The sequence below is a fragment of the Virgibacillus sp. JSM 102003 genome (assembly GCF_041949995.1).
Taxonomy (GTDB): domain Bacteria; phylum Bacillota; class Bacilli; order Bacillales; family Amphibacillaceae; genus Lentibacillus.
This window is the reverse complement of the sequence record NZ_JBHFQH010000010.1, coordinates 54,464-67,959: the sequence shown is the minus strand read 5'-3', so window position 1 is coordinate 67,959 and position 13,496 is coordinate 54,464. Positions and strand designations below refer to the sequence as shown.

Annotated in this window: 13 protein-coding genes and 1 other RNA gene; 11 read left to right on the top strand and 3 right to left on the bottom strand. The window is 37.7% G+C overall.

Annotation, left to right across the window (positions count from 1 at the left end):
- Positions 1–207 precede the first annotated feature (207 nt).
- The gene (gene acsA, locus ACE1TG_RS12275) at positions 208–1,923 is read left to right on the top strand and encodes an acetate--CoA ligase (RefSeq protein WP_375052678.1); all 1,716 of its coding nucleotides are present in this window, start codon (positions 208–210) and stop codon (positions 1,921–1,923) included.
- Between the two features lie 363 nt (positions 1,924–2,286).
- On the top strand, positions 2,287–3,201 hold the full coding sequence (locus ACE1TG_RS12270) for a class I SAM-dependent methyltransferase (protein ID WP_375052677.1): 915 nt from the start codon (positions 2,287–2,289) through the stop codon (positions 3,199–3,201).
- 508 nt (positions 3,202–3,709) lie between these two features.
- Here ACE1TG_RS12270 and hmpA read toward each other — a convergent pair.
- The gene (hmpA, locus tag ACE1TG_RS12265; RefSeq protein WP_375052676.1) at positions 3,710–4,945 is read right to left on the bottom strand and encodes an NO-inducible flavohemoprotein; all 1,236 of its coding nucleotides are present in this window, start codon (positions 4,943–4,945) and stop codon (positions 3,710–3,712) included.
- Between the two features lie 140 nt (positions 4,946–5,085).
- On the opposite strand from hmpA, the gene ACE1TG_RS12260 reads away from it, so the two are divergent.
- Together ACE1TG_RS12260 and ACE1TG_RS12255 are read left to right on the top strand one after the other, a co-directional pair.
- The gene (locus ACE1TG_RS12260) at positions 5,086–5,523 is read left to right on the top strand and encodes an RrF2 family transcriptional regulator (protein ID WP_375052675.1); all 438 of its coding nucleotides are present in this window, start codon (positions 5,086–5,088) and stop codon (positions 5,521–5,523) included.
- A gap of 477 nt (positions 5,524–6,000) precedes the next feature.
- Positions 6,001–6,519: a type 1 glutamine amidotransferase domain-containing protein gene (locus tag ACE1TG_RS12255; protein ID WP_375052674.1), complete on the top strand. Its 519-nt coding sequence runs from the start codon at positions 6,001–6,003 to the stop codon at positions 6,517–6,519.
- 115 nt (positions 6,520–6,634) lie between these two features.
- On the opposite strand, the gene ACE1TG_RS12250 is transcribed toward ACE1TG_RS12255, so the two are convergent.
- Complete coding sequence (locus ACE1TG_RS12250) at positions 6,635–7,924, bottom strand: glycoside hydrolase family 18 protein (protein ID WP_375052673.1); 1,290 nt, start codon at positions 7,922–7,924, stop codon at positions 6,635–6,637.
- Positions 7,925–7,988: 64 nt separating this feature from the next.
- Positions 7,989–8,546, bottom strand: a complete 558-nt coding sequence (locus ACE1TG_RS12245; RefSeq protein WP_375052672.1) for a cysteine hydrolase family protein — start codon at positions 8,544–8,546, stop codon at positions 7,989–7,991.
- Between the two features lie 38 nt (positions 8,547–8,584).
- On the opposite strand from ACE1TG_RS12245, the gene tadA reads away from it, so the two are divergent.
- The 7 genes from tadA (at position 8,585) to ACE1TG_RS12210 (ending at position 12,879) form a co-directional block, all read left to right on the top strand.
- On the top strand, positions 8,585–9,079 hold the full coding sequence (gene tadA, locus ACE1TG_RS12240) for a tRNA adenosine(34) deaminase TadA (protein ID WP_375052671.1): 495 nt from the start codon (positions 8,585–8,587) through the stop codon (positions 9,077–9,079).
- A gap of 37 nt (positions 9,080–9,116) precedes the next feature.
- An RNA gene (gene ffs / locus ACE1TG_RS12235) (signal recognition particle sRNA large type) lies at positions 9,117–9,382 on the top strand.
- 194 nt (positions 9,383–9,576) lie between these two features.
- Positions 9,577–11,268: a DNA polymerase III subunit gamma/tau gene (gene dnaX / locus ACE1TG_RS12230; protein ID WP_375052670.1), complete on the top strand. Its 1,692-nt coding sequence runs from the start codon at positions 9,577–9,579 to the stop codon at positions 11,266–11,268.
- A 39-nt stretch (positions 11,269–11,307) separates the two neighbouring features.
- Positions 11,308–11,625: a YbaB/EbfC family nucleoid-associated protein gene (locus ACE1TG_RS12225; protein ID WP_375052669.1), complete on the top strand. Its 318-nt coding sequence runs from the start codon at positions 11,308–11,310 to the stop codon at positions 11,623–11,625.
- 11 nt (positions 11,626–11,636) lie between these two features.
- Positions 11,637–12,233, top strand: a complete 597-nt coding sequence (gene recR / locus ACE1TG_RS12220; protein ID WP_375052668.1) for a recombination mediator RecR — start codon at positions 11,637–11,639, stop codon at positions 12,231–12,233.
- Between the two features lie 87 nt (positions 12,234–12,320).
- Positions 12,321–12,545, top strand: coding sequence for a YaaL family protein (locus ACE1TG_RS12215; protein ID WP_375052667.1), 225 nt, complete (start codon positions 12,321–12,323; stop codon positions 12,543–12,545).
- A gap of 70 nt (positions 12,546–12,615) precedes the next feature.
- Positions 12,616–12,879 (top strand): pro-sigmaK processing inhibitor BofA family protein, encoded by a 264-nt coding sequence (locus tag ACE1TG_RS12210; RefSeq protein WP_092490973.1) that lies wholly within the window; start codon positions 12,616–12,618, stop codon positions 12,877–12,879.
- Positions 12,880–13,496 lie beyond the last annotated feature (617 nt).

Sequence of the window (13,496 nt, the reverse complement as noted above, 5' to 3'; positions counted from 1 at the left end):
ATAAAAAAAATTTTCTCTTTCCTATAATTGCGTTTAATATTATTTCAGGTAAATCACTTTTAAATTGTCACAGAATGTTCTAAAATAGAATTAAGTTACCAAAATGTTTAAACTATTTACAGAATTGCATATTTGATGCAATTTAATCGTATTCCTTTAGTAAGAGGGTTTGAAAACGATTCCAAAATTTTATGATGAGGTGATTATATGGACATGCAGCGTATACCTGCACAAGACGGGGATTACAATCTACAGGATTATGCAAAAACGCGCGAAACGTTTTCATGGGAAGATGTAAATAAGAACTTTAGCTGGAATGATACTGGTAAAGTGAATATGGCGTATGAGGCTATCGATCGCCATGCAGAAGATCCTGCCAAAAAAGATAAGGTTGCCTTGCTGTACTCTTCACCAGATCGTGAAGAGGAGCTGACATTTGATGAACTGAGTAAGAGAAGTAACCAGTTTGCAAATGTATTAAAAAAACATGAAATTGAAAAAGGAGATCGTGTGTTTTTATTCCTTCCAAGAAGTCCTGAATTTTACGCAGCGTTTTTTGGGATATTAAAAACGGGTGCAATTGCTGGTCCGTTATTTGAAGCGTTTATGGAGCAAGCTGTACGCGATCGTTTGCAGGATAGTGAAGCAAAAATGCTGATCACGACACCAGATTTACTAGGGCGCGTTCCGCAAGAGGATTTACCTGATCTTGAGAAAATTGTATTGGTTGGTGACCATAATGAGTCATCTGATAAATATGTTGATTATCAAAAGGAAATGAAAGATGCATCGACTGAGTTTGATATTGAATGGGTCAGTTTAGAGGACGGTATGTTGATTCATTATACGTCTGGATCTACAGGTAAGCCTAAAGGTGTTTATCATGTACACAATGCAATGATACAGCACTTTGCAACTGCTGAGTGGGTTCTTGATTTAAAGGAAGATGATGTGTATTGGTGTACAGCTGATCCGGGTTGGGTTACAGGTACAAGTTATGGGATTTTTGCTCCATGGCTAAAAGGTGTTACAAATGTTATTCGTGGTGGGCGTTTTTCACCAGAAAATTGGTACGGAACCTTGGATAAATTTAACGTAACTGTTTGGTATACAGCTCCGACAGCATTGCGCAAGCTTGTCAGTTCAGGGGAAGATGCTGTGAAAAAACACGACTTATCATCATTGCGTCATATTATGAGTGTTGGTGAACCATTAAATCCAGAAGTTATAACCTGGGGAATGAAAGCATTTAATTTACGAATTCATGATACATGGTGGATGACAGAAACAGGCGCTCAGCTTATTGTTAATATTCCAACAGAGGAAGTTCGTCCTGGATCAATGGGTAAACCAATACCAGGTGTTGAAGCATCGATCGTTGATAACGAAGGAAATGAGCTGCCACCAAACCAAATGGGTAACCTTGCTATTAAAGAAGGGTGGCCAGCTATGATGCGTAAAATTTGGAAACGGCCGGAAAAATTTGAGAGTTACTTTGTAAATGGATGGTATGTATCTGGAGATAGTGCTTATAAAGATGAAGATGGCTATTTCTGGTTCCAGGGCCGCTTGGATGATGTTATTAATACATCTGGTGAGCGTGTTGGGCCATTTGAAGTTGAAAGTAAACTGATAGAGCACCCTGCTGTAGCTGAGGCTGGTGTGATTGGCAAGCCTGATCCTGAACGCGGAGAAATCATTAAAGCATTCATTACTTTAAATGATGGCTATAAAGATTCACCAGAATTACTGGAAGAAATACGTCAATTTATTAAAACTGGCTTAAGTGCACATGCTGCACCCCGTGAGCTAGAAGTGAAGGATACCATTCCAAAAACGCGCAGTGGTAAAATCATGCGCCGTCTTCTGAAATCATGGGAGTTGGGATTGCCGACAGGAGATACATCGACGTTGGAAGAATAGAAAAAGGGTGCCTATTTGGCTAACGGGTTCCGTTTCCTATCACAAAAGTTAGAATCACACTTTAAAATGTAGCTAAATTTGTATAACTATTTGCATCCTATTTGTAGTGATGTTTGTAATTAAAAATAAAAAATCTCAGTTCAAATAAACTGAGATTTTTCTTATATTTATTTTCAATTGCTTATTCAACTAAAGCTCCCGTTAGTTGAATTAAATTCTTTTAAAAACATTTCTTTATATTTTTAGTGTATATGTTGACAAAATAATTTATTTATGCTATAATTTACAATTAAATTTTTATGATGTATAATAAGATTCTCCTGGCCAGGGGAATCTTATTCTTTTATATGGGAGGAACATGGTATGAAACAAAATGAGTCCAGTTTAACTTCCTTAGTATCAGCTTTTAGTCGAGCATTTCACAGTAAATATGACACACCAAAAATATTTGATGACTTTATTGCAAAAGATTTAATTTCCGAAGAAGAGTTTTCAGCTATCAGCAGGAATATGATTGATGGAATACAGTTTTTTAACAAAGATATTGCTTTGAGGTACAAAGATAGTCCAGAAGAAACTTTAAAATGGATTACACAAGTTCAACTTTCTCCAATATCTTTAGCACGTTCTGCCTATTGTGAAAAAGTATTACTTAATGAAGTTAAGTTAGGAGTAGAACAGTATGTCATACTTGGAGCAGGTTTAGATACTTTCGGTTACCGATACCCAGAGTTAAACAACAGCCTAAAGATATTTGAAATTGATCATCCAGTTACACAAGAGTTTAAAAAGAAAAAGTTAGCAGATGCTCAACTTAATATCCCGAATAATCTTCATTTTGTTTCTATGGACTTTACTAATAAGTTTTCTATGCAAGATTTAATAGATAAAGGATTTAATAACAAAAAAACTTTATTTAGCCTTTTGGGTGTTTCGTATTATTTAACTAAAGAGGAAAATGCGAATTTGATTTATCATTTATTTACAAATACCCCATCAGGTAGTTCTTTTGTTTTTGATTATGCAGACGAAAAACTATTCGTAGAAAAAGGAATATCTAATAGAGTGGAAAATATGGTGAAAATGGCTTCGGCAAGTGGAGAACCAATGAAATCAAGTTTCACTTATAATGAAATAGAGAGCATGTTACAAAAATCAGGTTTATTAATTTATGAACATTTATCACCAACAACGATAAATGAGTTTTTCTTTAGAGATAGAACAGATTATTTGTCTGCATTCGAGACAATTCATTTTATTCATGCAGTGAAGAAATAACTTTCTAATTTAAGAGCCGCTAAATCTTCATAATTATGAAGATTTAGCGGCTCTTTTTTTTCAAATAAGACTGATCAATTTATATTTTTATTAAACTATTCTGCTGCGTTAGTTTAAGTACATTTCTTCACAAAGTCTACATTTATTTTAACATAAATATTCTGAATACCTTGTAAAATCAAGCGAAAATAAAATAGCTTCCAATTTATTGGTAATTTTATGTATGTCAATTTGCATACGAATTTGTAGGTTAAAATGTGGACTTACACTAGCTATTGTTACCTAACAAATTGGGGTACAAATTACACTGCAATTTTAATAGGTATTAAGCCGAAAATGCTATTAAACCAACAAAAAATGACCATCAAATTTAGCATACAATTAGATAGTCATTTTACATTACATTTTTAATGTTTGTGATAGGAAACGGAACCCGTTACTATTTGGCGCCCTTTTTTAGCATGTGGGAAATTATTTATTTTTTCACAATCCATAAGGCATTTTCTACTTAATCTTTTATTTCTTCCGAAGGGCCAAAGAATTCATAGTTAATATCTTTGTCTTCTACCCCGAATTGAGCTAAACATTTATAGATTGATTGCATAAATCCCTTTGGACCACAAAAGTAGAATGCAGCGTTATTGGTGGGCAGTATGGTGGATAAATAGCTATAATCAATATAACCCACTTTATCATAAAAATCACTGTCATTATCGGTCGGGTTGTTATAAACGGTGTATGTATGCACCTGATCATGCTTTTTATCTATATTTTGTATAGCTTCTCTCATTGCGTGTACTTTGCCATTCTGCGTTGCATGGATATAATGGATTTCACGTTCTGGCTGATTTTTAATCGTACTTTCCAGCATGCTTAAGAGTGGTGTTAATCCAACCCCTCCACTTATTAGCATTAAAGGCCTTGTATCTTGGGAATCAAGCGTAAAATCCCCTGATGGGGCTGTGATTGGTAAGATACTCCCTTTATTGATATCTGAATGCAAATAGTTAGAAACGATGCCTGGCGGATTCCCATTAAGACCATCTTCCCGTTTAACACTAATGCGGTAAGCTCCACCACCAGGTGCGCAAGATAGGCTATACTGTCGTAAATAGTTATATGGTGCTCCTTCAATTTCCGCTTTAACAGTGATATATTGTCCCGGTTGATGGATAGCAAACGGTTCTCCATCTGCAGCCTCAAGATAAAGTGAGGTAATTACATCACTCTCCACCACCTTGTCCACAACAATGAAGTTACGGAAACCGGACCAACCACCTATAGTTTTCTCTGCTTTCTGATACATCTCTTTTTCAGTAGAGATAAATACGTCAGCAATTACCGAGTAAGCTTTTTCCCAAGCAACAAGAACTTCTTCATCAGCTGAATCGCCCAAAACCTCCTGAATAGCTGCCAATAGATTTTCACCAACTATCGGATAATGTTCAGGCTGGATATTTAGACTTTTATGTTTGTGCGCAATCTGTTTCACTTGCGGCATTATTCTTTCAAGTTCATCAATATAGAATGCTGCAGAATACACAGCATTTGCCAGTGCTTTTGACTGGTTACCTTTTCGCTGATTGGTCTGATTGAAGATGTTTTTCAGCTCGGGGTTATTTTTAAATAATAGCTGATAGAAACGTTTAGTAATGTCTTCCCCTCTCTCTTGCAAAAGTGGTACAGTAGATTTTACAATATCCTTGGTTTGTCTATCTAACCCTGTTGCTATACTTGTTACCAACACAAAGCACTCCCTTTATTGAATTAAAGATGTATTTAAAATACATCTTTAATTGTAAGATACTGTTTACACTGTCTCAATAGGGGAAAAGTCCTTCATTAGATGACAAATTTGTGAAGTTAGTGATAAGGAGACTAAAAATGAATCTCAAAAAATATACCGATTATGGAATTCGTGTATTAATATATACAGGGATGAAACCGAATAATGAGTTGGCGAGTATCAAAGAAATCTCGGAAACTTTTACAATCTCAAAGCATCATCTGGGCAAAATTGTTTATGAGTTAAGTAAACTTGGCCTTGTCGATACTGTACGAGGACGAAATGGAGGAATCCAATTGGCAGTGCCTCCAGAGGAAATCAATATTGGTCATACGGTTCGAAATCTGGAAAATGATGCAGTGGTCGTCGAGTGCTTTGATAAAGGAACTAATCAATGTGTTATCTCACCAGCCTGTAATTTAAAACATGTTTTCAGTGAAGCACTAAATGCCTTTTTTCAAGTACTTGATCAATATACTTTAAAGGACATGATAGTCAATGATAAACGGCTACGTGAACTGATGGGTATGAGGTAAACGGGTTCACTTTTAGAGGTTGCACCATAATTTATGGTGTGAATTCAGTGGAATGTGAAACCACAAACCAATGAAATGAATCGTGGTTCCGCTAAATGGGTAAAAAAGCCGTCCTAGAAGGTTGAAACGGTTCCTGGTTCCGTTATTTAGCTAATAACAATGAAAAATGTGACTGAAAATGGCAAATAGCGGAATGAGGATTCATAACACGGTCAAAATAGGCGTTTTTAAGGAAATAGAGGAATGAGGATCCGCCAAATCAGTGGTGGCCAGCCTGTTTAGTGAATAAATAGACTTTAACTCACTTGCTAAGAGATGTTAGAAAAAATTATCCAATTCTGTGATTATAGGTGAGATTCCACTTGTGATGTTGCACCACAAAAGTGAACCACATTAGTATGAGTCGGGGTTGTTTTAATTTGGATAAAATGGGAATACTCATTTATGAATCATCTTCTTAAAAGGAGCGGATCACAAATGGGTAAAAAAATAGCAGCAGTATTAACAAATATGTTTGAGGATGTAGAATATACAAGTCCAGCAAAAGAATTTAAGGATGCTGGACATGAAGTGGTAACTATAGAGAAGGAAAAAGGAAAACAAGTAACCGGTAAAAATAACGAGGCAACCGTCATCATTGATGAATCGATTGATGATGTGAAACCTGAAGAATTTGATGCATTATTTATACCGGGTGGATTTTCACCTGATCAATTACGTGCGGATGAACGGTTCGTGACCTTCGCCAAGCATTTTATGGATGTAAAAAAACCGGTATTAGCAATTTGCCACGGTCCTCAGCTATTAATTACAGCTAAAACATTAGAAGGACGTAAAGCTACAGGTTTTAAATCTATTCAAGTGGATATGGATTATGCCGGTGCAAATGTAAAAGATGAAGAAGTTGTGGTTTGTGACAACCAACTGGTTACAAGCAGGCAGCCAGATGACATTCCTGCATTTAATCGGGAGTCATTAAAGCTTTTGGATAAGTAATAAAACGAACAAGAGGGCTAGGCCAAAAGAGTTTTAGTCAAAGTGAAATCCGAACTGTGTTTCGAATTCTTGAAATAGAATTCGAATTAGTTCGGATTTATTTTTCTTTATATCTTCATTCCAACTTCTCAATTGTAAAGTTATCCTCTAGCAGGAGCCAGTTTTGTGGAAACGCCAGCCCGAGTTTCCAATAGCTTATTCCACGTAAGCCTAATTGTTTTATCAAATCAAATTTCGCCTGAATAGACCTAGCATCCTCAAACCATACCTCATGCTGATTCCCCTGGTCATCTGTATACGTATAAAATGGAGCCTGTGCTTCTGTATCGTACTCAATAGCTACATTCTGCTCGCGGGCTCTGGCAATTGCTTGTTGTGGGCTGAGTGCTTCAGCAGGTTCGCCACCTTCTTCATAAGGTAGTGTCCAGTCATAGCCATATAGATTTTGCCCTAATAAAATTTTATTCGCAGGCATTACACTTAAGGCATAGTCAACGACTTTACGGACTTCATTTATTGGTGATACAGCCCTTGGTGGACCACCGCTATATCCCCATTCATAAGTCATTAACACTACAAAATCCGCTAATTCACCATGTACCGCATAGTCGTGTGCTTCATACCATGCGCCCTCTTGTTCTGCACTGGTTTTAGGTGCTAGTGCAGTCGACATTAATAAACCGGCTTCTGAAAGCCGCTGCTTTGCTTTACGTAAAAAATTATTATACGCTTCCCTATCATCTGGCGGCAAGAATTCAAAGTCGAAGTGAACATCACTAAATCCAACCTCATTTGCTACATTGACGATGTTGTCCAGTAGCGTATTTTGTACGGCCTGAACGGTTACGATAATGTGACCTAGATCTTTGCTGAAAGATCCTTCCTCTAAGGTAGTTACTACGAGCATTAGTGAGACATTCTCAGCATCTGCAATTTGCTTAAAGTTATCAAGTGGTGGTGCTGTTAGGGTTCCATCACGACTCACCTGATAGCTAAAAGGGGCAAGATACGTAAGATATGGTGCTGTTTTTTGTGCAGAATTAACTAACGTTTCTGAGACTTCATCACCAGTTGGCTCAATATAAGCATTCACAGTGATTTCACGCTGTGGTCTGGCGGGTATATACAGGCGTTGGCCAACTGATAAAATGCTTCCAACCTGTATGTTGTTTATTTGAGCTAATTGCTGATAGGACATATTAAATTTTTGAGCAATGGAATACAAACTATCACCAGGTTGAACAACATAAAACTCACCAACAATAGGAATTACCAGCGCTTGACCTACAACAAGGTTATTTGGTGTGTCCAGTTCATTAGCATCGATGATGTCACTAGGATTAGCTCCATATGTATTCGCAATTGCATTTAGTGTATCCCCTTGTTGAACAACATAAATTTGCAAAAAAAATCCCTCCTCCGATTTCATCCTACTTACACTTTATGAGGAGGAGGGGACAGATATACCTTCAGATTGGTTTAGTGTTTGCTTTCATAACGGATTGCATTAAATATAGCGCATAATCATTTCCCTCTTTTTCTTCAGATGCCATACAATTTTCAGGGATATGCATCGTGTATTGGTACATATAGGCGTCTTTAGCGGTAAACAAAATACAGATGTCCCCAGCAATCCCTGCCATAATTAAATTGGTTTTGCCAAGATCAGTTAGTAAAGCATGAAGTGGAGTTTGGAAAAAAGCTGAATGTTGTGGTTTAATTAGAAAATAGTCATCATCATCTGGCTTTAGATTGTGAATAATATGTTGGCTGAATTTATTTTCACAATGCTTAATAATTTTACGAAAGTCTGCCTGCCACAAGCCATAATGATCATTTACATAGATAATTGGTATCTTTCTTTTTTTTGCAAAATCCCTCAAGTTTTTCAAATGTGGTAAAATTTCATCCGTATTCTTAAGAAGTTTTTCACTACCATCGAAATTAAAATCGTTAATAATATCTATAAATATAACCGCACTACTATCAAGATGAGCGTTCATATCAAGCTCCTTTCTATTTTTCATTATTACCTAACTGAATGAATTCAAACTTTGCGAGGTGTATGGATTTGGATGATGTAATATATATGCGTGATGCAATCAAACAAGCGATGAAAGCAAAAGAAATTGGTGAAGTTCCAATAGGAGCTGTAATCGTTTTTAAAGGTGAAATTATTGCGGCTGGATACAATGTACGTGAAACATCACAGGAAACTTTATCCCATGCTGAGCTAATCGCTATAAGAAGAGCAAATGAGAGTATAGGCAGCTGGAGGCTTGAGGATTGTACGTTATATGTAACGCTTGAGCCATGTCCTATGTGTGCCGGTGCAATCGTACAATCACGAATCAAGCGTGTCGTATATGGTGCGGTTGATCAAAAAGCAGGCTGTGCAGGAACACTGATGAATTTATTGGATGACGAACGTTTCAATCATCAGGTTGAACTATCAAGTGGCGTTTTGGAGGAAGAATGCGGAAGTTTATTGACTGATTTTTTTAAGGAACTGCGAAAAAAGAAAAAGCAGCAACTTCCAAATAATCTCATTGATTTCTAATTGCATTATTACTGCAAAGTCGTTATAATGGTTATTGCCGTGCTAAGTGGGGAGGTAGCGGTGCCCTGTACTCGCAATCCGCTATAGCGAGGCTGAATTCCCATTCGAGGTAAGACGACTTTAGGGTCTGCCTTAAGGGAGTGGTGTTGACGCCGAGGTCCTGCGCAATAGAGACCCATGAATTCTGTCAGGTCCGGAAGGAAGCAGCAGTAAGTGGTTATCTCTGTGTGCCGCGGGGAAGCCTAGGCCGAGCCATGAACTTAAGTAACGCTTAGGGACGCCTTATCGAAAATGGGTGCACGGTTACATAATTAAAGGCTGTATCAATATCCAATGTGATGTTTGATACAGCCTTTTTATTCATAACATATTATTAATGAAAACAGATGATCGAGCACGTGATTCATACAAAATCAAATGAATTATTCGTTAAGGTTCACATTCACCCCCATAATCGAGTATAATTTAGATAGAATTCACAAAGGGGAACATTCATTATGAGCTATCAGGCTTTATATCGTGTATGGCGTCCGAGAAACTTCCAGGATGTTGTGGGACAATCACATATTACTAGAACTTTGCAAAATGCTATAGTACAGGAGAAGTTCTCACACGCGTACATTTTTTCCGGACCACGTGGAACGGGGAAGACAAGTGCTGCGAAGATTTTCGCGAAAACGATAAACTGTGAAAATGCCCCTGTGAAAGAACCATGCAATGAGTGTGCTTCATGCCTTGGAATCCAGGATGGCTCCATTTCTGATATTATTGAGATGGATGCTGCTTCACATACAAGTGTTGAAGATATTCGTGATATCCGTGATAAAGTTAAGTATGCATCAAGTTCTGTGCCTTATAAGGTTTACATTATTGATGAGGTTCATATGATCTCGACGAATGCATTTAATGCATTGCTGAAGACATTAGAGGAGCCCCCAAAGCATGTTGTGTTTATTTTAGCGACAACCGAACCACATAAAATACCACTGACGATTGTTTCGAGGTGCCAGCGCTTTGATTTTAAACCAATCTCCAGTCAGTCGATTGTCGAACGAATGAAGTCCATTATTGAAGCAGAAGGAATAACAGTATCGCCAGAAGCTTTGGAGACGATTGCGTTAGCAGCTGAGGGCGGTATGCGTGATGCTTTAAGCATTCTCGATCAAGCAATCTCTTACAGTGATGAAGGGGTTGAACTGGAAGACGTCCTTGCCGTAACTGGTGGCGTGTCCCAAGAGATTCTCACAGATATTGTTAAAGCAATGCATGAAAAAGATGTACAGGATGCTCTATCATTGCTGGATGAACTAATTCAACACGGGAAAGATTCGGCACGATTTGTATATGATCTTATATATTTTTCACGCGATTTATTGCTTTACAAAAGTGCGCCATCTTTAGAAGGTATTCTGGAGCGGGCGATTATCGATGATAGTTTTAAACAATTGGCCGATAATGTTTCAATCGATTGGATTCAGGATGCCATTATGCAGCTTAATCACTGTCAGCAGGAAATAAAATGGACAAACAGCCCAAAAGTATTTATCGAAATAGCTTTACTTACGATTACGAATAAAGATAATAGAGAAAATGAAGCAAATAATGCTGCTGATTCCGAAGCGGTTACAAGACTTGTAAGCAGGCTGGAGCATTTAGAAAAAGAACTGACGACATTAAAAGAAGCTCCTGCAAATCCAGGTCGCCAAGCTCCGTCCAATGAGCGAAGGCGGTCACAGCAAAGGACAACAAAGAACAGCTTTAAGGTTCCATATGAAAAAATCCGACATGTGCTGCAGGAAGCACAAAAACCAGCATTAAAAGAAGTACAGTCACAATGGGCTTCATTTTTAAATAAATTGAAGACGACTAGCGCTCCTGCACATGCTACTATTCAGGATAGCAAGCCTGCAGCGGCATCAGATCAGGCACTTGTGGTTCAATTTAAATACGAAATTCATTGTTCTTTATTTATGGATAATCGTGAAACAATTGAATCGGTGCTGACCAGTACCACGGGTAAAAAATTAACTATTATTCCTATTCCAGCGAATAATTGGCAGGAATTACGTAATGAATATATAAGTAAGCAAGAACAAGCAGCAACTACTGAGGATGACCAAGAAGAGGACCCGCTAGTTGAAGAAGCAAGGAAACTTGTTGGTGATGACTTGTTGGAAGTTCACGATTAATTAGCGATGTGAATAATAAATTTTGAGGAGGCGATTTCCATGAAAGGTGGAAATATGGGTAACATGATGAAGCAAATGCAAAAAATGCAAAAGAAAATGATGGCAGCACAGGAAGAATTACATGAAATGAGCTTTGAGTCATCTGCAGGCGGCGGTATGGTTACCGTAGTTGCAAACGGCAAAAAAGAAATTACGGATGTTCAGATCAAGGAAGATGTAGTTGACCCAGATGATGTAGAAATGCTGCAGGACTTAATTCTTACAGCAACAAATGACGTTATAAAACAAATTGATGACAAAACAAATGACACTATGGGAGAATTCACAAAAGGAATGAATATGCCTGGAATGTTCTAGGGGGCGCTTTGATGTATTATCCAGAACCGATTTCTAAACTGATTGACAGTTTTACAAAATTGCCAGGTATCGGACCTAAAACAGCTGTTCGTCTGGCGTTTTTTGTGTTAAATATGAAAGATGATGACGTATTAGATTTCGCCAAGTCACTCGTAAATGCAAAGCGTGAACTCACACATTGTTCGACTTGTGGCCATATAACGGATCAGGATCCATGTTCGATTTGCCAGGATACTTCAAGAGACCAGACTATTATTTGTGTTGTTCAAGATCCAAAAGATGTTATTGCAATGGAAAAAATGAAGGAATTTCATGGCAAATATCATGTGCTGCATGGTGCTATATCCCCAATGGATGGAATTGGACCAGAAGATATAAATGTACCTGATTTGATTAATAGGTTAAAGGATGAAGAAGTGGAAGAATTAATTCTTGCAACAAATCCGAACATCGAAGGGGAAGCAACAGCGATGTATATTTCAAGGCTTGTTAAACCATCGGGAATCAAGACAAGCCGAATAGCGCATGGCTTACCTGTCGGCGGAGACTTAGAATATGCTGATGAGGTAACTTTATCAAAAGCACTAGAAGGCAGGAGAGATTTGTAGCACTCCCAAGTAGTACAACGAAAAAGGAAAACGTGACTTTCGCCAAACTTGGCGATAGGCCAAGTTTTATAAAAGTTAGGTGACAACATGGCTAAAAAAAACAAGAAGCTGAAACGATCAATAGATGAGCAATTATTAGATTCTATCTTTACAATAGAGCGGGAATGGAAACAGATACAATCGATTGTTGAAAAAAGTATCGACCCAACAGAGGCTGGTTTTTTCAGACAGAACATTTCCGAGGCAAAGTACTTGTTTTTACTGCGTGAAGCACGGCGAAGAAAAATTAGTGCAATTCGGTATAATAAATAGTTTAAAGTTCTTTTTCTTGATTCCTTTTCATATGTAAGTAGTAAGGGACAAGTAAAAGGAGTGATTTGACGTGGGTTCAACAATAGTTATATCGATTATGGTTGCTTTAATAGTAATCCTATTATTTGTAGGTGCTCCTGTGAAACCAATGCGCTTTATTGGAAGCAGTACCATTAAATTGGGAATTGGCATTTTGTTTTTATTTTTCTTTAATGTATTCGGAGGGGCTATCGGGTTGCATATTCCTATCAATCTATTTACCGTAGTTATCTCTGGGTTTTTAGGATTGTTTGGAGTAACCTCTCTCGCAGCTATTCATCTATTTGTGATATAACCAAATAAGTATGAAATGCATGTGGAATCTATTATGGATACACATGCGTTTTTAATTTGTAGTGTTTTTCTAAAGGATTGATTATTGCATTATGAGATCTTTTATCATTTCATAACGGCTAAAAGGTATAAAATGCGAATTAGTGAAGATTTTCTATTATTCTAATGATGGTTGAGTGCTTACATTCGTTTCGGCAGAATACTTCGCTTTCCATGGGCACGACCTCAGCCTCCTCAGAAGCACAGAACGCTTCTTCCGGGGTCTTCGGAACGTGCTGTTCCCATAGGAGTCTACGTATTCTGCCTCCACTGATAGAAATTTCCTGATTAGAGAATGGAGTGTTCCCTATGAATAAGAAGCCCTGTTACAATAAGCCTTGGTTAATTTACAGAATAAGGTGAGCAAAACCTAGCGTAGGAAATATATGGAGACTCCTGCGGGAAAAGCAACAGCTGAAGATCCCGCAGGAAGCGATTTTTGCTTCCGAGGAAGCTGAAGCGTTGCCCGCGGAAAGCGGAATGTATTTCCGAAGCGGTGCCATAGCACTCAACTATTTTTCCATACTAGTTCGCATTTTATATCAACTGCGACCTTAAAACTTCCATAATAAGACCAGA

What these genes read in the sequence shown, in the direction of transcription:
- ACE1TG_RS12260 (WP_375052675.1), top strand. Translation starts at nt 5,086, where the DNA reads ATGAATCTCAAAAAATATACCGATTATGGAATTCGTGTATTAATATAT.
- ACE1TG_RS12215 (WP_375052667.1), top strand. Translation starts at nt 12,321, where the DNA reads ATGGCTAAAAAAAACAAGAAGCTGAAACGATCAATAGATGAGCAATTA.
- ACE1TG_RS12270 (WP_375052677.1), top strand. Translation starts at nt 2,287, where the DNA reads ATGAAACAAAATGAGTCCAGTTTAACTTCCTTAGTATCAGCTTTTAGT.
- dnaX (WP_375052670.1), top strand. Translation starts at nt 9,577, where the DNA reads ATGAGCTATCAGGCTTTATATCGTGTATGGCGTCCGAGAAACTTCCAG.
- ACE1TG_RS12245 (WP_375052672.1), bottom strand. Translation starts at nt 8,546, where the DNA reads ATGAAAAATAGAAAGGAGCTTGATATGAACGCTCATCTTGATAGTAGT.
- acsA (WP_375052678.1), top strand. Translation starts at nt 208, where the DNA reads ATGGACATGCAGCGTATACCTGCACAAGACGGGGATTACAATCTACAG.
- tadA (WP_375052671.1), top strand. Translation starts at nt 8,585, where the DNA reads ATGGATTTGGATGATGTAATATATATGCGTGATGCAATCAAACAAGCG.
- ACE1TG_RS12225 (WP_375052669.1), top strand. Translation starts at nt 11,308, where the DNA reads ATGAAAGGTGGAAATATGGGTAACATGATGAAGCAAATGCAAAAAATG.
- ACE1TG_RS12255 (WP_375052674.1), top strand. Translation starts at nt 6,001, where the DNA reads ATGGGTAAAAAAATAGCAGCAGTATTAACAAATATGTTTGAGGATGTA.
- recR (WP_375052668.1), top strand. Translation starts at nt 11,637, where the DNA reads ATGTATTATCCAGAACCGATTTCTAAACTGATTGACAGTTTTACAAAA.